General features: G+C 66.6%; 15 protein-coding genes, 1 tRNA gene and 5 pseudogenes. 12 read left to right on the forward strand and 9 right to left on the reverse strand.

Going from position 1 to position 19,806, the window contains the following annotated elements; genetic code table 11:
- Positions 1 to 83: 83 nt before the first annotated feature.
- Positions 84 to 1,049, forward strand: coding sequence for a LysR family transcriptional regulator (locus tag OMK73_RS22340; protein ID WP_267603975.1), 966 nt, complete (start codon positions 84 to 86; stop codon positions 1,047 to 1,049).
- Here OMK73_RS22340 and OMK73_RS22345 read toward each other — a convergent pair.
- The 4 genes and pseudogenes from OMK73_RS22345 to OMK73_RS22360 form a co-directional block, all read right to left on the reverse strand.
- Complete coding sequence (locus OMK73_RS22345) at positions 1,006 to 2,559, reverse strand: class I adenylate-forming enzyme family protein (protein ID WP_267603976.1); 1,554 nt, start codon at positions 2,557 to 2,559, stop codon at positions 1,006 to 1,008. The two genes, OMK73_RS22340 and OMK73_RS22345, sit on opposite strands and share 44 nt — an antisense overlap.
- The gene (locus tag OMK73_RS22350; protein ID WP_267603977.1) at positions 2,556 to 3,800 is read right to left on the reverse strand and encodes an acyl-CoA dehydrogenase family protein; all 1,245 of its coding nucleotides are present in this window, start codon (positions 3,798 to 3,800) and stop codon (positions 2,556 to 2,558) included. Before OMK73_RS22350 ends, OMK73_RS22345 begins: the two co-directional genes overlap by 4 nt.
- Positions 3,801 to 3,858: 58 nt before the next feature.
- A pseudogene (locus OMK73_RS22355) lies at positions 3,859 to 4,690 on the reverse strand (alpha/beta fold hydrolase).
- On the reverse strand, positions 4,687 to 5,793 hold the full coding sequence (locus OMK73_RS22360; RefSeq protein ID WP_267603978.1) for a peptidase M29: 1,107 nt from the start codon (positions 5,791 to 5,793) through the stop codon (positions 4,687 to 4,689). The pseudogene OMK73_RS22355 and the gene OMK73_RS22360 overlap by 4 nt, the downstream one beginning before the upstream one ends.
- A 171-nt stretch (positions 5,794 to 5,964) precedes the next feature.
- On the opposite strand from OMK73_RS22360, the gene OMK73_RS22365 reads away from it, so the two are divergent.
- On the forward strand, positions 5,965 to 6,519 hold the full coding sequence (locus OMK73_RS22365) for a flavin reductase family protein (protein WP_267603979.1): 555 nt from the start codon (positions 5,965 to 5,967) through the stop codon (positions 6,517 to 6,519).
- A 20-nt stretch (positions 6,520 to 6,539) separates the two neighbouring features.
- Positions 6,540 to 7,004 carry a MarR family winged helix-turn-helix transcriptional regulator gene (locus tag OMK73_RS22370; protein ID WP_267603980.1) on the forward strand — a complete coding sequence of 155 codons (465 nt, stop codon included), beginning with the start codon at positions 6,540 to 6,542 and terminating at the stop codon, positions 7,002 to 7,004.
- A 13-nt stretch (positions 7,005 to 7,017) separates the two neighbouring features.
- Here the strand turns inward: OMK73_RS22370 and OMK73_RS22375 are convergent, their stop codons facing one another.
- Entirely contained in the window at positions 7,018 to 7,500 is a 483-nt protein-coding gene (locus OMK73_RS22375; protein ID WP_267603981.1) for an Lrp/AsnC family transcriptional regulator, read from the reverse strand.
- A 162-nt stretch (positions 7,501 to 7,662) separates the two neighbouring features.
- Here OMK73_RS22375 and kynB point away from each other — a divergent pair, with 162 nt between their 5' ends.
- The 3 genes and pseudogenes from kynB (at position 7,663) to kynA (ending at position 10,506) form a co-directional block, all read left to right on the forward strand.
- Complete coding sequence (kynB, locus tag OMK73_RS22380; RefSeq protein WP_267603982.1) at positions 7,663 to 8,319, forward strand: arylformamidase; 657 nt, start codon at positions 7,663 to 7,665, stop codon at positions 8,317 to 8,319.
- Positions 8,320 to 8,361: 42 nt separating this feature from the next.
- A pseudogene (gene kynU / locus OMK73_RS22385) lies at positions 8,362 to 9,617 on the forward strand (kynureninase).
- Between the two features lie 13 nt (positions 9,618 to 9,630).
- Positions 9,631 to 10,506, forward strand: a complete 876-nt coding sequence (gene kynA / locus OMK73_RS22390; protein WP_267603983.1) for a tryptophan 2,3-dioxygenase — start codon at positions 9,631 to 9,633, stop codon at positions 10,504 to 10,506.
- A 37-nt stretch (positions 10,507 to 10,543) separates the two neighbouring features.
- Here the strand turns inward: kynA and OMK73_RS22395 are convergent, their stop codons facing one another.
- The gene (locus OMK73_RS22395) at positions 10,544 to 11,359 is read right to left on the reverse strand and encodes an IclR family transcriptional regulator (RefSeq protein WP_267603984.1); all 816 of its coding nucleotides are present in this window, start codon (positions 11,357 to 11,359) and stop codon (positions 10,544 to 10,546) included.
- 225 nt (positions 11,360 to 11,584) lie between these two features.
- Between OMK73_RS22395 and OMK73_RS22400 the strand changes: the two genes are divergently transcribed.
- On the forward strand, positions 11,585 to 12,778 hold the full coding sequence (locus OMK73_RS22400; RefSeq protein ID WP_267603985.1) for an acyl-CoA dehydrogenase: 1,194 nt from the start codon (positions 11,585 to 11,587) through the stop codon (positions 12,776 to 12,778).
- A 175-nt stretch (positions 12,779 to 12,953) separates the two neighbouring features.
- On the opposite strand, the pseudogene OMK73_RS22405 reads toward OMK73_RS22400, so the two are convergent.
- Positions 12,954 to 13,591, reverse strand: a pseudogene (locus OMK73_RS22405) (peroxiredoxin).
- 228 nt (positions 13,592 to 13,819) lie between these two features.
- Here OMK73_RS22405 and OMK73_RS22410 point away from each other — a divergent pair.
- The 5 genes and pseudogenes from OMK73_RS22410 (at position 13,820) to OMK73_RS39330 (ending at position 18,432) form a co-directional block, all read left to right on the forward strand.
- Positions 13,820 to 14,137: a DUF883 family protein gene (locus tag OMK73_RS22410; RefSeq protein ID WP_324291756.1), complete on the forward strand. Its 318-nt coding sequence runs from the start codon at positions 13,820 to 13,822 to the stop codon at positions 14,135 to 14,137.
- Positions 14,138 to 14,307: 170 nt separating this feature from the next.
- A complete protein-coding gene (locus OMK73_RS22415) occupies positions 14,308 to 14,688 on the forward strand; it encodes a phage holin family protein (RefSeq protein ID WP_267603986.1) in 381 nt (126 codons plus the stop codon).
- Positions 14,685 to 15,190 (forward strand): annotated as a pseudogene (locus OMK73_RS22420) (DUF3318 domain-containing protein). Before OMK73_RS22415 ends, OMK73_RS22420 begins: the two are co-directional and overlap by 4 nt.
- A 163-nt stretch (positions 15,191 to 15,353) precedes the next feature.
- On the forward strand, positions 15,354 to 16,586 hold the full coding sequence (locus OMK73_RS22425; RefSeq protein WP_267603987.1) for an AI-2E family transporter: 1,233 nt from the start codon (positions 15,354 to 15,356) through the stop codon (positions 16,584 to 16,586).
- A pseudogene (locus tag OMK73_RS39330) lies at positions 16,538 to 18,432 on the forward strand (S9 family peptidase). The gene OMK73_RS22425 and the pseudogene OMK73_RS39330 overlap by 49 nt, the downstream one beginning before the upstream one ends.
- Positions 18,433 to 18,529: 97 nt before the next feature.
- Here OMK73_RS39330 and OMK73_RS22435 read toward each other — a convergent pair.
- Together OMK73_RS22435 and OMK73_RS22440 are read right to left on the reverse strand one after the other, a co-directional pair.
- A tRNA-Lys gene (locus OMK73_RS22435) sits at positions 18,530 to 18,605 on the reverse strand.
- A 71-nt stretch (positions 18,606 to 18,676) separates the two neighbouring features.
- Entirely contained in the window at positions 18,677 to 19,792 is a 1,116-nt protein-coding gene (locus OMK73_RS22440) for a YeeE/YedE family protein (protein ID WP_267603988.1), read from the reverse strand.
- Positions 19,793 to 19,806 lie beyond the last annotated feature (14 nt).

The raw sequence follows: 19,806 nt of genomic DNA on the forward strand, positions 1-19,806 counted from the left end.
AAGGCATGCTGCCATCCTATTAGGCATCCGCTGGTAGATAATCTGCGAATTCGGACAAACATATTCAACTGACAGGAAAATATATGGATCTGCTCGCGGCGATGCGCACCTTCCGGCGCGTGGTGGAACGCGATAGCTTCAGCCAGGCCGCAGCCGATCTCGGGCAGTCGACCGCCGCGGTCAGCAAGCAAGTGCGCCAGCTGGAGGCACGCCTGGGCGCGCTGCTGATCCAGCGCACCACGCGCCGCATGCGCCTGTCGGAAACCGGCCGCACCTACTTCGCCGAATGCTGCCGCCTGCTCGACGAGCTGGATGCGCTGGAACGCGCAACAACCGCCGGCACGGACGAGATCAGCGGCCGCCTGCGCGTGAACGCGCCGCTGTCGTTCGGGCTAAAGGTGCTTTCGCCCTTGCTGGTGAGCTTCATGGCGCGCTACCCGCAGGTGCAGGTGGAGCTGACCCTGGACGACCGTTTGCTGGACGTGGTGTCGGAGGGCTTCGACGTCTCGCTGCGCATCCGCTCGGCATTGACGGACTCGTCCCTCATCGCACGGCGGCTGGGTGAGGTAGAGCAAACCATCTGCGCCGCCCCCGCCTACCTGGCGGCGCGCGGCACGCCGCGCACCGTCGAGGACCTGCGCGGCCACGACTGCCTGGCCTACCAGCTGGCCGACTATCCCGGCAGCTGGCACCTGGAGGGGCCGCAAGGCACCACCAGCATCGAGGTACCGGCGCGCTTCTCGGCCAACAACAGCCTGCTGCTCAGCGATATGCTGCTGGCCGGGCTGGGCATCGGCGCGCTGCCCTCGTTTATCGCGCTGCCGTTGCTTGCGCGTGGCGAGCTGGTCAGGGTACTGCCGGAGCATGCGCTGGCCGGCCGGAGCATCTACGCGCTCTATGCCAGCCACCGGCACCTGCAACGGAAGGTGGGCGCGTTCGTGGCGTTCCTGGCCGAGGCTCTGCAGGGCCGGCAGGATGCCGCGCAGGGAGATGGCCGGCCGCACGCTAGCTCAACGACGCCGCCACCATCGCCCGCAACTGGGGCTTGAGCACCTTGCCAAGCGCGCTTTTGGGCAGGCTATCCACCAGCACAACCCGCTGCGGCAGCTTGAACCGCGCAATCGACAGCGCCAGCGTTTCACGCAGCGCCTCCGGCGCAAACGCGGCACGATCCGCGCCAGAGGCAGGGACCACGACGGCAACCGGCACCTCGCCCCAGCGCGCGTCTGGCAGCCCCACCACCGCGCATTCCAGCACACCGGGCAGGCCCAGCAGCGCGTTCTCGATCTCGGCCGGATAGATGTTCTCCCCGCCCGAGATGATCATGTCCTTGCTGCGGCCAACCACCTCGATGCAGCCATCGGCATTGCGATGCGCAAGGTCACCCGAGCGGAACCAGCCATCGCGGAAATCCGCATGGTCCGGCTGCCGCCAGTAGCCCCGCATCAGGTTGGCGCCCGCGAGCCAGAGCTCTCCCACTTCGCCATCGGCCACCTCCAAGCCTTGCGCATCGGCCAGGCGTACTTGCACCTCCGGCTGGGGCCAGCCGGCATAGCCAGGCCGCGCCATGGCCTGGTCCAGGCGCAGCACGACCGATACCGGGCCGGTCTCGGTGGCGCCGTAGACTTGCCCCAGCGGAATGCCGCGCGCGTGGAAGGCATCGATGTACGCGCGGGGAATGGGCGAGGAGCCAGCCATCACGCCGCGCAGCGAAGTGAGATCCGCGCTTGGCCAGCTGGGATGCTCGAGCACGGCGCGCAGCGTGGCCGGCACCATCAGCGACAAGGTGGCCCGCGTCTGCGCGCATGCGTCAAGCCAGCCCTGCGGAGCGAAGCGCTGGTGCAGCGTCACCTGCGCCCCGGCCAGCAATGCCGGCAGCGTCTGGATGCACAGGCCGCCCACATGGAACAACGGCAGCACGGACAGGATATGGTCGTCCCGCGTCATGCCATGTGCCCACCAGCTCGCGCGCGCGTTGGCCAGCAAGCCGGCCTGCGTATGCAGCGCGCCCTTGGGATGGCCGGTGGAGCCAGAGGTGTAGACCAGCAGCAGCGGCGCCTCGTCGGGCGGCTGCGATGGCCGCGGCAGGGGCGTGTCCAGCGGCGCCGGCCGGTCGATCAGGCTATCGATCGGCGCCTGCGCGGCGGGCTCCGGCAAGGCGGCTGCCACCGCCGCCGCGGCCTGCGCATGCGGCGCATCGTGGAACAGCACGCGAATGCCTGCATGCGCGGCAATGGCGCTCAGCTCCGGCACCGCCAGCCGAAAGTTCAGCGGCACGAAGATGGCCCCGAGCCTTGCGCACGCAAACAGCATGGCGATCTGCAGATCGTGGTTCAGGCACAGCGTGGCCACGCGGTCACCCGGCTGCACGCCCCAGGTGCCGGCCAGATGCGCGCAGACGCGTTCCACGCGGCGCCACAGCTTGCCGTAGCCGATGGTGTAGCCGAGGCTATGCAGCGCCGGGCGCAGCGGTTCGGCGCCGGCATGCGCATGCAGCGTGCGCAGCAGCGCGCCCGGCTCCGGCGTGCCGGTGAACAGCCGGTTGGCGCGCTCGCTCATTCGTCGCGCTCGCCCGACTCGTAAAGGGTCTCGCGGCCCATGCGGTCCAGGATCAGCTCGGCGGTCCAGGGCAGCATCAGCGCGCCGCAGCGCGAATCGCGATAGAGCCGCTCCAGCGGCAGGTCCTTGAGCATCGACTGCCCGCCGCAGGTGCGGATCGCCAGCCGGGCGATATCGTTGGCGCCTTCCATCACGCTGTAGTGCGCGGCGTACAGGCGCATGCGCGCATCCTTGGACGGACTGGCGCAGGCTTCATGAATCACGCGCCAGAAGATCGAGCGCATGTTCTCCAGCTGGATGCGCATCTGCGCCACCGCGATCTGCTTGGTGGGATACATGCGGCGCTTCACCGGTGGCTGGCCCGGCACTTCGCCGCGCAGGTACTGCACGGTGAAGTCGTACGCGGCCTGCGCCACGCCGAGATAGGTCGGCGAGAGCGTGAAGAACATCGCCGGCCAGGTCTGTGCGGCCTTGTAGTACACGCCGCGTGGCATCAGCTGCTCCTGGTCGGCGACGAACACATCCTTGAGCAGCAGCGTGCGCGACACCGTGCCACGCATGCCCATCGGATCCCACTCCCCGGTCACGGTGAGGCCGTCTGCATTGCCCGGCACCGCGATGTAGAGCGTGTCGCGCATATCGGGCGAATGGTCCGCGCACTCCTCCGTGCAGAGGATCCCGTAGTAATCCGCCGCGCCCGACAGCGAGGCAAAGATCTTGCGGCCGTTGAGCACCCAGCCGCCTTCCACCTTGCGTGCGCTGGTGCCGAACGGCGCGCGCCCGGCGGCGGCGGCCGAGCCCTCCGAGAAGGGCTGGGCGTAGATCGCGCCGTCCCTGACCACGCGCGCGAAATGCAGTTCGCGCCGGGCCTCGTGCTCGGCGCGCTGCTCAGGCGTCATGGCGATGCCGTCGGACAGCATGCCGGTCCACATGGTGGAGCAGATATGCATGTTGTAGGTCAGCGCGGTGGCGCCGCAGAAGCGGCCGATCTCCGCGCCCACCATGCAGTACGTGGCGAAGTCAGCGCCCTCGCCGCCGAACTCGCGCGGCACGCACAAGGCCAGCAGGCCGGCCTCGCGCAGATCATCGTAGTTGGCAAAGGGGAAGCTGGCCTCGCGGTCCCACTGTGCCGCGCGCGGGGCAAAGCGCTCGCGGCCGAGCCGGTTGGCGAGCGTCAGCAGGCGCTCTTGCGCCTCGGTGAAATCGGCGCTGCCGACGGCGGGGATGAAATCCAGTGGCATGTTGGTGTCTCCCGGGCATCGGCCACACGCGTGGCGATGCCTCGATGTTTTTGTGGATTCAGTGCAGCGGGAAATGCCGCCCCAGGAAGCCGAGCACGGCGGCATTGAAATCCGCCGGGCGCTCCATGCAAGCCAGGTGGCCCACCGCGGGCTGGCACAGGTACTCGGCGCCGGCGATCTTCTGCGCCATGCGCTCCATCACGGCGGGCGCCGCGTTGGCGTCGTGCTCGCCGGCCAGCGCCAGCACCGGCACCGTGATGCGCGCCAGCACTTCGCGCCGGTCGAAACGCACCAGCGCCTGCAGGGCGGCGCGATAGGTGCCGGGTGGCACGGCCGCCATCACGCTGGCGGCGAACGCCACCGCGTCGGGCCTCGGCCTGCGGCGCGACCATGGCGCGCACCAACCCGCCCGCCATCTGCGCCATGGTCTTGCCGGCATCGAGCGGCGCCGTGCGCGCGGCGACGAAATCGCGCTGCCACTGGCCATCGGTCTTGCCGAATGCAGGCGACGTGCCGGACAGCACCATGCCGTCGATCAGTCCCGGCATGGCAGCGTAGGCTTCCTGCGCGACCATGCCGCCCATGCTGTGGCCTAGCAACACGACACGCCGGCCGGCGTCGCGCTCGGCCTGCAGCACCGGCCGCAAGGCTTGCGCCAGCCCGGCGAAATCGTACGGCTCGATCATGGCGCTGTCGCCGTAGCCGGGCATGTCCCAGGCCACCGCGCGATAGCCCGCCTGCGCCAGCGCATCGAGCTGCGCCGGCCACGCGGCCTTGCCGCCGCCGATGCCATGCAGCATCACCACTGCCACGGGGCCGGTGCCCCGTGCGATGGTGGACATGCCATTGGCATGGGTCTGGGTCATGCCAGGGTTCATGTTTTCGTTCATGCGCTAGCCTTGTTGTTTGTCTGGGCCACGTCGGGCGTGGCCGGGCCGGCGAGCCGGCCCGCGTCCACCTCGCTCACGCCGTCGAGCATGATCGTGCAGTTGCGCAGCGGCAGGTCGAAGTGGCCCAGCGTGTGGCGGCCGGCTACCTCGTTGGCGCCGGTGGAATAGAGGAAGTTGCCGGCAAAGGCGCGCAGCTCCGTGCCATTGCTGTCGCGCTTGTCGTAGAAGGCCATGGCATCCCAGCGCGCCTGCGGGTTCATGCCCCAGCCTACATGCGAGACCGCGTAGGCGTCGCGCGTGCCTTCGCGGTCGGCCCACGCTGCGTAGTAGCCGCGCATCATGTCCGCGTCCATGCCCTGCCCTTCGATCCCGACCATGTAGTCGTCCTCGATATGGCACACGATGGTGTCGCGCAGGTAGGTCTTGAAGGTCAGGTTGACGTCTCCCGGTGCGAGCACCAGCGTGCCGTTGACCTGACCGCCGGCGGGGAAGGCCAGGCACAGGCCGCCCGGCCAGTGGGCGACCTGGCCCGGCTTGTTGCAGTAGCCCCAGACGCCGCCGACGCGTGCGCTTGCGAGCCCGACGCGCAGCTCGGTGCCGGCGGCCGAATGCACGCGCATCTCGCGCGCGCCGCGCAGCCGCTTCATGGCCGCGCGCACGGTGCCCTCCAGCGCGGGATCGGGCAGGCAGCGCTCGAGGATTTCGGGATGTTCGTTGCTGACCATCAGCAGGCGCGGCACGATGCCGTCGGCGCCTTTGAGGATCAGCGGGAGTTCGGGCGCATGCAGCAGGCCCTCCACGGTGCAATCGATCACCAGGTGGCAGCGCTGCAAGGCGGCCACTACCGGGGCGAGTTGCTGCAAGGCATCGCTGGCGCCGGTGGAACGCACGGGCGCGGGCGCAGCAAGCGCCGGGGACGGCACCCGGATGCGCACGGGCGTGGCGCCCAGCGCTTGCACCGCCAGTTCCGCCAACTCCACATTGACGCGTCGGGATTGGGACTCCGTTACAATCCCAACCACTTCCTGGGCGGACAGGGCGCACAGTTCAAGGGTGCGCCGAAAAGCCGCCAGCCAGCGGTGCTCGATTTGCTCGATGAGCATAGGTCTCCTCCTGGTGCGATCTGCCGCGGTCCTGGCAGGGTCCCGGGGAGGTGGCCTTGGTGCGCCAGCCCACCGATGCCTCCCGCCGGACGCATTAGCTTTGTGCTTGTGATTCTTGTCGCTGGCGCAAATAATATATGAAATTTCATGGATCCCAGTGGAGCCCGCGCTATGGGCATGCCTGAGGCCAAGCCAAGCATCATCGGCAAGGCCGCTTCTCCCGATTTCGATACGCTGCACTTCCGGCGCACGCTGTCCCAGTTCGCCACCGGCGTGACAGTGATCACCACCCGCGCGGGCCTCGGCTCGCCGCCGGGCGCGCCGTTCGTGGGCATTACCGCCAGCTCGTTCAACTCGGTATCGCTCGATCCGCCGCTGGTGCTGTGGAGCATGGCCACGCGCGCCAACAGCCTGCCGATGTTCCGCGACGGCTCGCACTACATCATCAATGTGCTGTCGGCCTCGCAACTGGACCTGTGCCAGCGCTTCGCCACGCTCAAGGGCGACCGCTTCGCCGGCGTCGACTACCGCCTGTCCGAGAACGGCCTGCCGATCCTGGCCAACGCGCTGGCCTGGTTCGAATGCCACAACCGCAGCCGCTACGACGAGGGCGACCACGTCATCTTCGTGGGCGAGGTGGAGCGCTGCGGCGTGCACGACGATGCGGGCAACCCGCTGGTGTTCCACGACGGCCGCTTTGCCACCACCGATCCGCTGACGGACTGACGTCCGGGCACGCAGCAGCCATGACGGATTCACCCAAACCCGCTCCGGTGGCCTCAGACGCTTTTGTAGACGGCTACCTGCCCTACCTGCTGGCGCGGGCCAGCCATCTTGTGTCGGGCGAGTTCCACCGGCAGGTCGAGGCGGCCGGGTTCTCCGTGCCCGAATGGCGCGTGCTGGCCACGCTGGCCGACCGACCCGACTGCACCATCGGCGCGCTGGCCGATATCACGCTCACCAAGCAGCCCACGCTGACCAAGCTGATCGACCGCATGGCCGCCGACGGCCTCGTCACGCGGCGCAACGGCGCCCAGGACCGCCGCCATGCGCTGGTGTCGATCACCGCACGCGGGCGCACCCGCGCCCGCGCGCTGCTCGACCAGGCCGCCGCCCACGAGCAGCAGGTGCTGGACGACTTCGGCGCGCTGCAGGCCGACCAGCTCAAGGACACCTTGCGCCGCCTGATCGCGCTGCGCTCGCCGCGCTGAGCCCCGAACGCGCTCAGGCCCGCGGCTCGCCCTTGATGACCGCCAGCGGCGAGCCATCCGTCTTGATCCTCTGCAGCACGATGTTCGAGCGGATATCCATCACGCCCGGCGTGCGGTAGAGCCGGTTGACGATGAAATCGGAGTAGTGCTTCAGGTTGCGCGCCTGCACGGTCAGGATGTAGTTGCTGTCGCCGGTGATGATGTAGGCCGACACCACTTCAGGCCAGGATTGCACCGCTGCGTTGAAGGTGTCGTGCCAGCCCTCGGTTTCGGGGCGCATCGACACCTGCACGATCGCCTCCAGCTCCAGGCCAAGCCGCTCGGCGTCGAACCACGCCCGGTAGCCGCCGATCACCCCGTCCTCCTCCAGCAAACGCACCCGCCGCAGGCAGGCCGAAGGCGATAGCGCCACGCGGTCGGCCAGGTCCTGGTTGCTGATGCGCCCGTTCTCCTGGAGGCAGGTCAGGATGCGCAAATCGATGGGATCGAGGTTCATTTCGCAGATTCTTCCATGATTCTCTTCACAAATGAAATTCTATGCGAAAACCATGTGAATCCACTGACCATTTCGCAAGCCTCTTGCCCGTAATATTGACTATCATGCCGTCATCTGCTCCCCGATGAGCCTTGGAACGCCGCCCCCAGGCGTCAACCCCCGATGACGAACCGCCCCACCCCCGACACTCCGCGCCAGCTCTGGGACATCAGCCCCGCGCTCTCGCCCGACACGCCGGTATGGCCGGGCGATACGCCGTTCCAGCACGAGCGCAACTGGCAGATCGACGCGCACTGCCCGGTCAATGTCGGGCGCATCACCTTGTCGCCCCACACCGGCGCCCATGCTGATGCGCCGCTGCACTACGCCGCCGACGGCGCGCCCATCGGCGCGGTGGACCTGGCGCCCTACCTCGGCCCGTGCCGGGTGATCCATTGCATCGGCGCGGCCCCGCTGGTCGAGCCTCGCCACATTGAACATGCCCTGGCAGGCACGCCGCCGCGCGTGCTGCTGCGCACTTACCGGCAAGCACCGCTGGCAACGTGGGACCCGGATTTCTGCGCGGTCGCGCCGCAGACCATCGCCTTGCTCGCCGAGCACGGCGTCATGCTGGTCGGCATCGATACGCCCTCGCTGGACCCGCAGGAATCCAAGACCATGGACGCGCACAACATGGTGCGCCGGCATCGCCTGGCCATCCTCGAAGGCCTGGTGCTCGACGCCGTGGCCGAGGCCGACTACGAACTGATTGCCCTGCCGCTGCGCTTTGCCGGACTCGACGCGAGCCCGGTGCGCGCGGTGCTGCGCAGCCTGACCTGAACGACCCGAACCGCCCAACCTCCCCCAGGAAACCTCTCACACATGACCGCACTGACTCGCGAGCAATGCCTCGCCCTCGACCAGCAAGATCCGCTGCGCCGCCTGCGCGACCAGTTCGCGCTCCCGCAAGGCGTGATCTACCTCGACGGCAACTCGCTGGGCGCGCGCCCGCGCAGCGCCGCGGCACGTGCCGCCGAAGTGGTGAGCGAAGAATGGGGCACGGGCCTGATCCGCAGCTGGAACACGGCCGGCTGGTTTGAACTGCCCCAGCGCTTGGGCAATATGCTGGCGCCGCTGATCGGCGCCGGCGAGGACGAAGTCGTGGTGACCGACACCACCTCCGCCAACCTGTTCAAGGTGCTGGCGGCAGCGCTGCGCGTGCAGCAGACCCGCGACCCGAAGCGCAAGGTGATCGTATCGGAGGCCAGCAACTTCCCCACCGACCTCTACATCGCACAGGGGCTGGCCGACCTGCTGCAGCAAGGCTACTCGCTGCGCCTGGTGAATGCGCCCGAGGAGATCGATGCTGCGGTCGACGCCGACACCGCCGTGTTGATGCTGACCCACGTCAACTACAAGACCGGCGAGATGCTCGACATGGCCGGCGTGACCGAGATGGCCCACGCCCGCGGCGCGCTCACGGTGTGGGACCTGGCCCACTCGGCCGGCGCCGTGCCCGTGGCGCTCAACGCATCGGGCGCGGACTACGCGGTCGGCTGCACTTACAAGTACCTCAACGGCGGCCCCGGCTCGCCTGCCTTCCTGTGGGTCGCGCCCTGCTGCGCGACGCCTTCTGGCAACCGCTGTCGGGTTGGTGGGGCCATGCCGCGCCGTTCGCGATGGAACCCGGCTACCGCCCGCGTGAAGGCGTGGCGCGTTTCCTGTGCGGCACCCAGCCCATCGCCTCGCTGGCCATGGTCGAATGCGGGCTCGATATCTACGCCCAGACCGACATGGCCACGCTGCGCGCCAAGTCGCTGATGCTGACAGACCTCTTTATCGCGCTGGTGGAAGCACGCTGCGCCGCGCACCCGCTCGAACTGGTGACCCCGCGCACCCATGCGCGCCGCGGCAGCCATGTGAGCTTTGCCCATCCGGACGGCTTTGCCGTGGTGCAGGCCCTGATCGAGCGCGGCGTGATCGGCGACTACCGCGAGCCACGCATTGCGCGCTTTGGCTTTACGCCGCTGTACACCAGCTTCACCGAAGTCTGGGATGCCGTGGAAATCCTGCGCGACGTGCTCGACAGCGGCACCTACAAGGCCGAGCGTCACCAGACCCGCGGCCTGGTGACCTGAGCAGGAGCACGCCATGAGCAACCACAAGGGATGCCCGATGTCGGGCGCGGGCGCCAGCGATGGCGGCGATGCCAGCTGGCACGACGCCCAGATGGATTTCGCCAAGGACATGAGCTACGGCGACTACCTGGCGCTGGACCAGATTCTCAACGCGCAGCATCCGCTCTCGCCCGAGCACAACGAGATGCTGTTCATCGTGCAGCATCAGACCAGCGAGCTGTGGATGAAGCTGGCGCTGCACGAGCTGCGCGCCGCGCGCGAATGCGTGCGCCAGGACCAGTTGCCGCCAGCCTTCAAGATGCTCACGCGGGTCTCGCGCATCATGGAGCAGCTGGTGCAGGCGTGGAGCGTGCTGGCCACGATGACGCCGCCGGAATACTCGGCGATGCGGCCCTACCTGGGGATGTCTTCGGGCTTCCAGTCCTTCCAGTACCGCGAGATCGAGTTCATTCTCGGCAACAAGAACGCGGCCATGCTGCGCCCGCATGCGCACCAGCCGCAGCACCTGGCGCTGGTGGAAGAAGCCCTGCGCACGCCGTCGCTGTATGACGAAGCGATTCGCCTGATGGCGCGGCGCGGCTTTGCCATCGATGCGGCCTGCATCGAGCGGGACTGGACCCTGCCGGCCGGCGAGAACGCCTCGGTGGAAGCGGCCTGGCTGGAGGTCTATCGCCGGCCCGAGGCGCACTGGGAACTGTATGAACTGGGCGAGAAGTTCGTCGACCTGGAAGATGCCTTCCGGCAGTGGCGTTTTCGCCACGTCACCACCGTGGAACGCGTGATCGGCTTCAAGCGCGGCACCGGCGGCACCGAAGGCGTCAGCTACCTGCGCAAGATGCTCGACGTGGTGCTGTTCCCCGAGCTGTGGAAGCTGCGCACCGATCTGTAAGCGACAGCGTTGGCGAGGCGGTGCCGCCTCGCCAACTTCAGAGCGCCGGGTCCGACAGCCGTGCCGCCAGCGCGCGCAAGGCCGGCGCGAGCTTGTCGTGGAACACCGCCTCCGCCACCGAGCCATAGGATGCACTGCAGCTCAGCATGTGCAGCTCCTTTTCCCCCACCGGACGGAATGCCACCGCGCACGCGTGGATGGCCGGGTGCCAGTCGCGGAACGACGCCGCATAGCCCAGGGTAGACGCCTGCGCCACCGTGGCGCGCATGGCCGCCTCCTGGGTTTTCCACTGCTCGGGATAGGCCAGGGCAAATTCCGCCAGCACGCGTTCGCGCTTGGCCGCCGGCAAGGCAGCCAGGTAGGCGCGGCCCATCGAACTCGACACCAGCGAGAGCCGCGACCCCACTCCCAGCCCCAGCATCACCCCCGCATCGTTGCGGATCGACTCGAGATAGATCACCTCCATGCGCTCGCGCTTGCCCAGCGATACCGACACGCCGTAAGCCTGGGCGAACGCCAGCATATGCGGGCGCGCCAGCGTCACCACATTGGAAGCGGACAGGTAGGAATAGCCCAGCGCCAGCACGCCGGCATCGAGCGCGTACTTGCCCAGGCTATCGTCATAGCGCAGGTAGCCCAGTTGCACCAGCGTGCCGGCCAGCCGGCTCACGGTGGCTTTGGGAAAACCCGTGCGGCGCACGAAATCCTGGTTGCCCAGCATCGACTCGCCGGTGCGGAAGCAACGCAGCAGTTCAAGGCCGCGCGCCAGCGCGGTAACAAAATTAGGATCGCTTTCGCGCGGTGTGACGCTGGCGGCATCCGCCGCAGGCGTGGCTTGCGATTCAGTGGCCAAAAGTGATCTCCGCGGTTGGGATGAAGGCAGATGAACGCGGCGCGCCCTATTGCACGGACCGCGCATTGCGATATACTACATCATCGGAACATAGTTCCGCAATGCGGAACCGCGAAAGCACTTCGGCGGACCGCGGAATACGCCGATACTTGCTGAATTCAGGGTTGGCCCGCGAGGCCACCCATCCCGACCTGCACTAGACCTGCACTACCGAAGGAGACCTACATGGCTGCCAACGCCGAATTCCACTGGGCTGACCCGCTGTTGCTGGACGACCAGCTGAGCGCCGACGAGCGCATGGTGCGCGACGCCGCCCTGGCCTATTGCCAGGACAAGCTCGCCCCGCGCGTGCTGCAATCGTTCCGCAATGAGAAGACCGACATCGAGATCTTCCGCGAAATGGGCGAGCTCGGCCTGCTGGGCCCGACCATTCCCGAGGAATACGGCGGCCCGGGCCTGAACTACGTGGCCTACGGCCTGATCGCGCGTGAAGTGGAGCGGGTGGATTCGGGCTATCGCTCGATGATGAGCGTGCAGTCGTCGCTGGTGATGGTGCCGATCCACGAATTCGGCACCGAAGCGCAAAAGCAGAAATACCTGCCCAAGCTGGCCACCGGCGAATGGATCGGCTGCTTCGGCCTGACCGAGCCGAACCACGGCTCCGACCCGGGCTCCATGATCACGCGCGCCAAGAAGGTGGCGGGTGGCTATGAGCTGTCCGGCGCCAAGATGTGGATCACCAACTCGCCGATCGCCGACGTGTTCGTGGTGTGGGGCAAGCTGGTCGGCGACGACGGCAAGGAAGCCATCCGCGGCTTCATCCTGGAAAAGGGCTGGAAGGGCCTGTCGGCACCTGCCATCCACGGCAAGGTCGGCCTGCGCACCTCGATCACCGGCGAAATCGTCATGGACCAGGTGTTCGTGCCGGAAGAGAACCTGATGCCGGGCGTATCCGGCCTGAAGGGTCCCTTCACCTGCCTGAACTCGGCCCGCTACGGCATCGCCTGGGGCGCCCTGGGCGCCGCCGAGTTCTGCTGGCATACCGCCCGCCAGTACACGCTGGACCGCAAGCAGTTCGGCCGCCCGCTGGCCGCCAACCAGCTGATCCAGAAGAAGCTGGCCGACATGCAGACCGAGATCACGCTGGGCCTGCAAGGTTGCCTGCGCCTGGGGCGCATGAAGGACGAAGGCACCGCCGCGGTGGAAATCACGTCGATCATGAAGCGCAATTCCTGCGGCAAGTCGCTGGACATCGCCCGCGTGGCGCGCGACATGCTCGGCGGCAACGGCATCTCGGACGAGTTCGGCGTGATCCGTCACGTGGTCAACCTCGAAGTGGTCAACACCTACGAAGGCACCCATGACATCCACGCGCTGATCCTGGGCCGCGCCCAGACCGGCATCCAGGCGTTCTTCTAAAGCGCCGCGGTCCGCAGACCGGGCTCTCCCGCTCTCCCGCTAGAAATAAAAAGGCCCGGCTGCAAAGCCGGGCCAAGCACACTACCAAGGAGAGACGACGGGCGAGCCCATCGTTGTACAACACCGGTACGCCGGCCCGGCGCTACGCGCTCCGGCCGGCCTTCTGCTTTTCAGCTTACTTGTTGGGTTGCGGCGTCAGCCGCAGGTAGGGCCGAACGGCCTTGTATCCCTTCGGAAATTTCTGCTTTATCACGTCCTCGTCCTTCAGCGAGGGCACAATCACCACATCCTCGCCGTCCTGCCAGTTGCCCGGCGTGGCAACGCTATGGTTGTCGGTGAGTTGCAGCGAATCGATCACCCGCAGGATCTCGTTGAAATTGCGCCCGGTGCTGGCCGGGTAGGTGATGATCAGCCGGACCTGTTTTTCGGGTCGATCACAAACAGCGAGCGAACCATCAGGGTCTGGTTGGCATTGGGGTGAATCATGTCGTACAGCTCGGAAACCTTGCGGTCGCCATCGGCGATGATGGGGAAATTGACCGTGGTACCCTGGGTCGCGTTGATGTCCTTGATCCACTCGCGATGGGATTCGACAGGATCGACCGACAGCGCGATGACCTTGACATTGCGTTTGGCAAAATCGCCCTTGAGCTTCGCCGTCAAACCCAGTTCGGTCGTGCACACCGGCGTGAAATCGGCCGGGTGTGAAAACAATACGCCCCAGCTCTCGCCAAGCCATTGATGAAAGCGAATCGGGCCTTCACTGGAATCCTGCTCGAAATCGGGTGCGATGTCGCCAAGACGTAGTGTCATAAGTGTGTCCTCAAAGGGCAAATTCGGGTTGAACCAGTGTAGTGAGATTGCGATCCAACCCAAACGAATATAAAGTCACTACAAAATCACCTTTTTGTATCAAGACCTTTGTCCTGCGTCACTGTCCTACACGCTGTGTCGGACTCGTGGTGTTGAAACCACGGCGATTCCCCGCATATGCTAGTAAAGAGGGCGAGAAGCTGCCCGACAACGTGCGAGGAAGGCAAAATGTCACAATCCGAAACCACCGCCCGCAAACAGGAGAAACTGATGAGCGATGTCAAGACCGTTTTGTCCGATGCCGAAGAACTGCTTAAGCAAGCGGCCTCGACCACCGGCGAGAAAGCTGCCGAACTGCGCGAGCGCGGCATGGGCCTGCTGAAACAAGCCAAGGAGAAGGCCCAAGACCTCCAGGACGCCGTGGTCACCAAGAGCAAGGCGGCTGCACGTGCCACCGACGACTACGTCCATGACCATCCGTGGCGCGCTGTCGGCGTTGCCGCCGGCGTTGGCCTGCTGATCGGCCTGTTGCTGAACCGCAAGTAATTCGCCAGGCATGCCGCCTCGCGCATGAACCCAAACGCCTTGCACCTGGGCCGCCACCCGTCGCGGCGCGGTGCCGGGCAACGCCCCGCCGGCGGTCAAGCACCGCTGGCGGGGCGTCCCGTCTGCAGCAGGTGCAGCGCTTCGCCGCTGCACGCCTTCGCCGGAATTGCATGAGCGACCCCACCTCTTCCCCCAAGTTTATGGATGCCCTGCGCAGCCTGGCAGGATCATTGGTGGCGATGGTGCAGACGCGCCTTGAACTGGCCAGTGTCGAACTCGCGGAGGAACGCTCCCGGCTGATGAAGATGGCCTTGCTGGCCTGTTTCGGCCTGGTGTTCTTTGGCCTGGCCATGGTGACGCTGACCGTACTGATCGCCATCGTGTTCTGGGACACCTACCGCTGGCAGGCCCTGGGCGTGCTGGTGGCGGTCTACCTGGCCGCCTGCGCGATCTGCCTCGCGGTTGCCCGCCATCTGGTGCGCAATGCCCCGCCCCTGTTCGAAGCCACGCTGGCCGAGATCGATAAAGACCGGGAGATCCTGCGCCGATGAGCACACCGCACACACCAGGCGAGCCGGCCGATCACGCGGCCGGCACCGCATCCACCTCCAACGCGCCTCGCTCGCACCAGCGCCCCGTGCGTTTCTCGCGCGAGGTGCGCCTGCCCTTGCCATTCGCAAGGAGCTGCTGATCACGCGCGCCGCGCTGGAGCGCTACGACTGCGCCCAGGCGCTCCATCACGTCCGAGGCAGCGCGACCCGCCTCGGCCGATTCAGCACCTGGCTGCCGCGCATGACCCGGCCCGCCTCCTGGCTCAAGCTGCTCGGACTGGCCAAGGACTACCCAATGCTCAGCACGGCCGTGTCCCTGGCGCTGCCGTTGCTGCGCAAGACCCCGGTGCTGCGCTGGACCTGGAAGCTGTCCAAGTTCGGCGCACTGGCCGCAGCCGGCTACTGGGCCTACGAGACTTTCCAGAAGAGCTCCGTCCAGGCTGCCCGCAAGCCCCCTTCCGACACCGTCGACACCGGGTTCCGCGACCCGCTGGTGCGTTAGCACCGCGTTTTCGCCATGCATGGCCGCCACCTGCGCCGGCCTTGCCTACCGAGGCCTGCCATACGGCAATGAAGGCAATGAGCGCCACGCGCCGCGGCGAGCCGCCGTACGCCACCATGGCGGCGCGCGCTCCAACGCTTTTTCGACGCAAGGTGACAGCGCAATGACCCAACGAGCGGATATGCAGCAAAAGTCGTTCTACCTGCTGCTGGCAGTAGTCTCGGTAGCTTTTTGCTTCGTCCTGTGGCCTTTCTCCGGCGCCGTGTTCTGGGGCGCCATCCTGGCCATCATCTTCACGCCGTCCAACAACTGGCTGACCCGTCGCATGGGCGGCCGGCGCAACCTGGCCTCGCTGACCACGCTGACGCTGTGCCTGCTGATCGTGGTGCTGCCGCTGATCTTTGTCACCGGCGCCCTGATCCAGGAAGGCAGCACCGTCTACCAGCAGATCAAGTCCGGCCAGATCAATTTCGGCGCCTACTTCCAGCAAGCCGTGCACGCCCTGCCGCCGTCGGTGACAAGAGTGCTGGACCGCTTCGGGCTGACCGATATCAGCGACCTGCAGCAAAAGCTCACCACGGGGGCTACCCAGGCCAGCCAGATCATCGCCACGCAGGCATTGAGCATCGGGCAGAACACGTTCCAGTTCATGGTCAGCTTTGGCGTGATGCTGTACCTGCTGTTCTTCCTGTTGCGCGATGGCCCGCAGATTTCCAAGCTCATCATGCGGGCGATCCCGCTGAGCGAGCCGCACAAGCAGCACCTGCTGCGCAAGTTCACCACCGTGGCCCGCGCCACCGTCAAGGGCAACATCGCCGTGGCTGCGGTGCAGGGCGCACTGGGCGGCCTGATCTTCTGGTTCCTCGGCATCCAGGGCTCGCTGCTGTGGGGCGTGCTGATGGGCTTCCTGTCGCTGCTGCCGGCGGTCGGCGCGGCGCTGATCTGGGGACCGGTGGCGATCTACTTCCTGCTGACCGGCGACGTGGGCAAGGGCTCCATCCTGATCGGCTTCTGCGCGGTGGTGATCGGCGCGGTGGACAACGTGCTGCGCCCCATCCTGGTCGGCAAGGACACCCGCATGCCCGACTGGGTGGTGCTGATCTCCACGCTGGGCGGCATGGCGCTGTTCGGGCTGAGCGGCTTCGTCATCGGCCCGCTGATCGCCGCGCTGTTTATCGCCAGCTGGGACCTGTCCACGTCCACGCGCGAAGAAATCGAGCGCCGGGATGCCGCCCAGGACAAGGAGCCAAAGCCACCTGCGCCCCCGAAGGCAAAACCGGGCAAGCCGCGCGTACGGATTGAGCCCTGCCGCTGCTTGCCGGGACCGAACACACCAAGGAGTGAGCATTGCGTCAAGACAACCCAGCATCCGGTGCAACGGCGCCGGCAAAGGTAAAGCACTACAGCGTGCGCGAGCTGTTCCGCAAGCCGGACCGTTCGCAGTTCTCGATCTCGCCGGATGGCCGCCACCTGTCCTTCCTCGCCCGGCACCAAGGCCGCCAGAACGTCTTCGTGCAGGCCATCGACGCCGATGGCAACCTGCTGGGCGAAGCCCGGCCGCTGACCCGCGAGAGCGAGCGCGACCTGCCCTTCCACACCTGGAAGGGCAACGCGCACATCCTGTATGCGAAGGACTTTGGCGGCGACGAGAACTTCCACGTGCTGTCGGTGCCGATCGACGGCGGCGAGCCCGTCGACCTCACCCCGTACCCGGGCGTGCGCGCGGAGATCATCGACGATCTCGAGGACGATGACCGCCATATCCTGCTGTCGCACAACAAGCGCGACCCGGAGGTATTCGACGTGCTGCGCGTCGACGTCGTCACGGGCGAGTCCGTGCAGATCGCGGAGAACCCCGGCAACGTGATGAGCTGGGGCACCGACCACGCTGGCCGCCTGCGGGTGGCAAGCGCCAGCGACGGCGTGAACACCACCCTGCTCTACCGCGATACCGAGGACGAGCCCTTCCGCCCGATCCTGACCACCGACTTCCGCGAGACGGTCTCGCCGCTGTTCTTCACCTTCGACGACAAGCAGCTGTACGTGCAGTCGAATCGCGGCCGCGACAAGACGGCGATCTTCGAGTTCGATCCGCAGACGGCCCGGGAAGGCCGCCTGGTCTTCGAGCACGACGAGGTGGATGTCGGCGGCCTGTCCCACTCGCGGCGTCGCCGCGTGCTGACCGCCGCCTGGTACACCGACTGGAAGACGCACCGCCATTTCTTCGACGCCCACGCCGAGCAGATCCATGCCGACCTGGAGCGGCAACTGCCGGGCTACGAGCACCACGTCACCAGCATCACGCGCGACGAGACCCGTATGATCGTCTCCGCGTCGAGCGACAAGACCACCGGCACGCGCTACCTGTACGACAGCGGCACAAAAAACTGGTCACGCTCGGCAAGGTGCAACCCTGGCTGGATGAAGCCGACATGGCCGGCATGCAGCCGATCCGCTTCACCTCGCGCGACGGCCTGCAGATCCACGGCTACCTGACGCTGCCGGTGGCCAGCGCGGGAGAGCCTGCACCGCAGGGCCTGCCTCTAGTGGTCAACCCGCACGGCGGCCCGTGGACGCGCGACGTATGGGGCTTCAACCCCGAGGTGCAACTGCTCGCCAATCGCGGCTACGCGGTGCTGCAGATCAACTTCCGCGGCTCCACCGGCTATGGCCGCGCGTTCTGGGAGGCGAGCTTCAAGCAGTGGGGCAAGACGATGCAGCACGATATCGACGACGGCGTCGACTGGCTCGTCGCGCAAGGCATCGTGGACCCCAGGCGCATCGCGATCTACGGAGCAAGCTATGGCGGCTATGCGACGCTGGCAGGCGTGGCCTTCACGCCGGACCGCTATGCCGCGGCCATCGACTATGTCGGCGTATCGAACCTGTTCACGCTGCTGGAGACGATTCCCGCGTACTGGAAGCCGATGCTCGACATGCTGTACGAGATGGTCGGCAACCCCAACGTCGAAGCCGAGCGCCAGGCCCTGCACGATGCCTCGCCGGTGTTCTTCGCCGACAGGATCCGCACGCCGCTGCTGGTGGCGCAAGGCGCCAACGATCCGCGCGTCAAGCAGGCAGAGAGCGACCAGATCGTACAGGCGCTACGCTCGCGCGGCGTGGATGTGGAATACCTGCTCAAGGAAAACGAGGGCCACGGCTTCCACAACGAGGAAAACACCTTCGACTTCTACGAAGCCATGGAGGCGTTTCTCGCCAGGCACCTGGCCAAGAAGGGTTGATCCAGGGGGTGATCCGCGCCGAAATACTACGAAAGCCACGCGCGGGGCATGAAACAAAAAAGGCGTAGCGGTTGCCCGCTACGCCTTCTCGCAATGCTGGTGGGTCGTGCGTGACTCGAACACGCGACCAACGGATTAAAAGTCCGCTGCTCTACCGACTGAGCTAACGACCCGGAAAAACTGAAGCCGCGATTATAGGAATATCTTGGCGCTAAAGTCAACCTTTGAACGCGAACTACTCGTGCTAGATCATGCGCTCAAGCCGCCATATCTGGTAGCGGAAGCCCAGCACCGCGCCAACCAGGATGCCGGCCAGCGCGATAAAGGAGCCAATCGCCAGCGTGGATACGCCTGACAAGCCCTGCCCGATGGTGCAGCCCAGCGCGGTCACGCCGCCCGCGCCCATCAGGATGCCGCCCACCAGATGGTTGCCAACGTCCTCGGCGCTGCCAAAGCCTTCCCAGCGGAAGGTGCGGGTCGCCAGCGCATACGCGGCGGCACCCGCCACCACGCCCAACACGCTGACGATGCCGATGGTCAGCACCTTGCTCTTGTCGCTGAACATCATCAGCCAGTCGAGGGTGTAGGCGTAGGGGGCGACGAAGCTCAGGCTCTCCATGCGGCCGCTGTTGCTGGCGACGAACAGTTCGTCGAGCGTATTGGGATCTTCGGCGACATAGCCCAGGTGCCCGGATACATACCACATGGCCACGATGATCAGGCCCACGGCCAAGCCGCCCAGCAGGTTATCGAAGGTACGGAAGCCGCGTCCGGCCAGCGCCCAGATCACCAGCGCCCCGCCCAGCACCAGCGCGATGCCCAGCTGCAGGGTGGCGCGCGCCATGCCGCTGGCCTGCGCCAGCACGGAGGGCAGGTCCTGCGTGGTGGGCAGCGTGAGGGCCACGGCATCGACGGTGTTCACGCGAATCACGCCAAACAGGCCGCGCAGCGTCATATAGGCCGACAGCCCCAGGAAGGCGAACACCACCAGCGACTTCAGGTTGCCGGCGCCGATGCGCACCAGCGTCTTGCTGCCGCAGCCCGAGGCCAGCACCATGCCGAAGCCGAACATCAGCCCACCCACCAGGGCCGAGAGCCAGCTGAGCTTGCTGGCGGCATAGATGGTCTTGGTGGGATCGATGTAGCCGCCCGCGGCCAGCGCGGCGGTGCCGATCATGGCCACGCCGATGGCCAGCCCCCACATGCGCATGCGGGTCCAGTCGCCCATGTTGACGATGTCGGAGACCGCGCCCATGGTGCAGAAGTGCGTGCGCTGGAGCACAGCCCCAAAGGCGAAGGTCAGGATGAAGGTGCTCGCCAGTACGGTACGGCTGAGCGCGGCAATATCGATTTCGGGCATGGGTGTCCGGCGGG

The sequence above is a fragment of the Cupriavidus sp. D39 genome (genome assembly GCF_026627925.1).
Lineage (GTDB): Bacteria > Pseudomonadota > Gammaproteobacteria > Burkholderiales > Burkholderiaceae > Cupriavidus > Cupriavidus ulmosensis.

What these genes read in the sequence shown, in the direction of transcription:
- OMK73_RS22370 (WP_267603980.1), top strand. Translation starts at nt 6,540, where the DNA reads ATGACGGATTCACCCAAACCCGCTCCGGTGGCCTCAGACGCTTTTGTA.
- OMK73_RS22375 (WP_267603981.1), bottom strand. Translation starts at nt 7,500, where the DNA reads ATGAACCTCGATCCCATCGATTTGCGCATCCTGACCTGCCTCCAGGAG.
- OMK73_RS22350 (WP_267603977.1), bottom strand. Translation starts at nt 3,800, where the DNA reads ATGCCACTGGATTTCATCCCCGCCGTCGGCAGCGCCGATTTCACCGAG.
- OMK73_RS22425 (WP_267603987.1), top strand. Translation starts at nt 15,354, where the DNA reads ATGACCCAACGAGCGGATATGCAGCAAAAGTCGTTCTACCTGCTGCTG.
- kynA (WP_267603983.1), top strand. Translation starts at nt 9,631, where the DNA reads ATGAGCAACCACAAGGGATGCCCGATGTCGGGCGCGGGCGCCAGCGAT.
- OMK73_RS22365 (WP_267603979.1), top strand. Translation starts at nt 5,965, where the DNA reads ATGGGCATGCCTGAGGCCAAGCCAAGCATCATCGGCAAGGCCGCTTCT.
- OMK73_RS22415 (WP_267603986.1), top strand. Translation starts at nt 14,308, where the DNA reads ATGAGCGACCCCACCTCTTCCCCCAAGTTTATGGATGCCCTGCGCAGC.
- kynB (WP_267603982.1), top strand. Translation starts at nt 7,663, where the DNA reads ATGACGAACCGCCCCACCCCCGACACTCCGCGCCAGCTCTGGGACATC.
- OMK73_RS22440 (WP_267603988.1), bottom strand. Translation starts at nt 19,792, where the DNA reads ATGCCCGAAATCGATATTGCCGCGCTCAGCCGTACCGTACTGGCGAGC.
- OMK73_RS22360 (WP_267603978.1), bottom strand. Translation starts at nt 5,793, where the DNA reads ATGCTCATCGAGCAAATCGAGCACCGCTGGCTGGCGGCTTTTCGGCGC.
- OMK73_RS22340 (WP_267603975.1), top strand. Translation starts at nt 84, where the DNA reads ATGGATCTGCTCGCGGCGATGCGCACCTTCCGGCGCGTGGTGGAACGC.
- OMK73_RS22345 (WP_267603976.1), bottom strand. Translation starts at nt 2,559, where the DNA reads ATGAGCGAGCGCGCCAACCGGCTGTTCACCGGCACGCCGGAGCCGGGC.
- OMK73_RS22410 (WP_324291756.1), top strand. Translation starts at nt 13,820, where the DNA reads ATGTCACAATCCGAAACCACCGCCCGCAAACAGGAGAAACTGATGAGC.
- OMK73_RS22400 (WP_267603985.1), top strand. Translation starts at nt 11,585, where the DNA reads ATGGCTGCCAACGCCGAATTCCACTGGGCTGACCCGCTGTTGCTGGAC.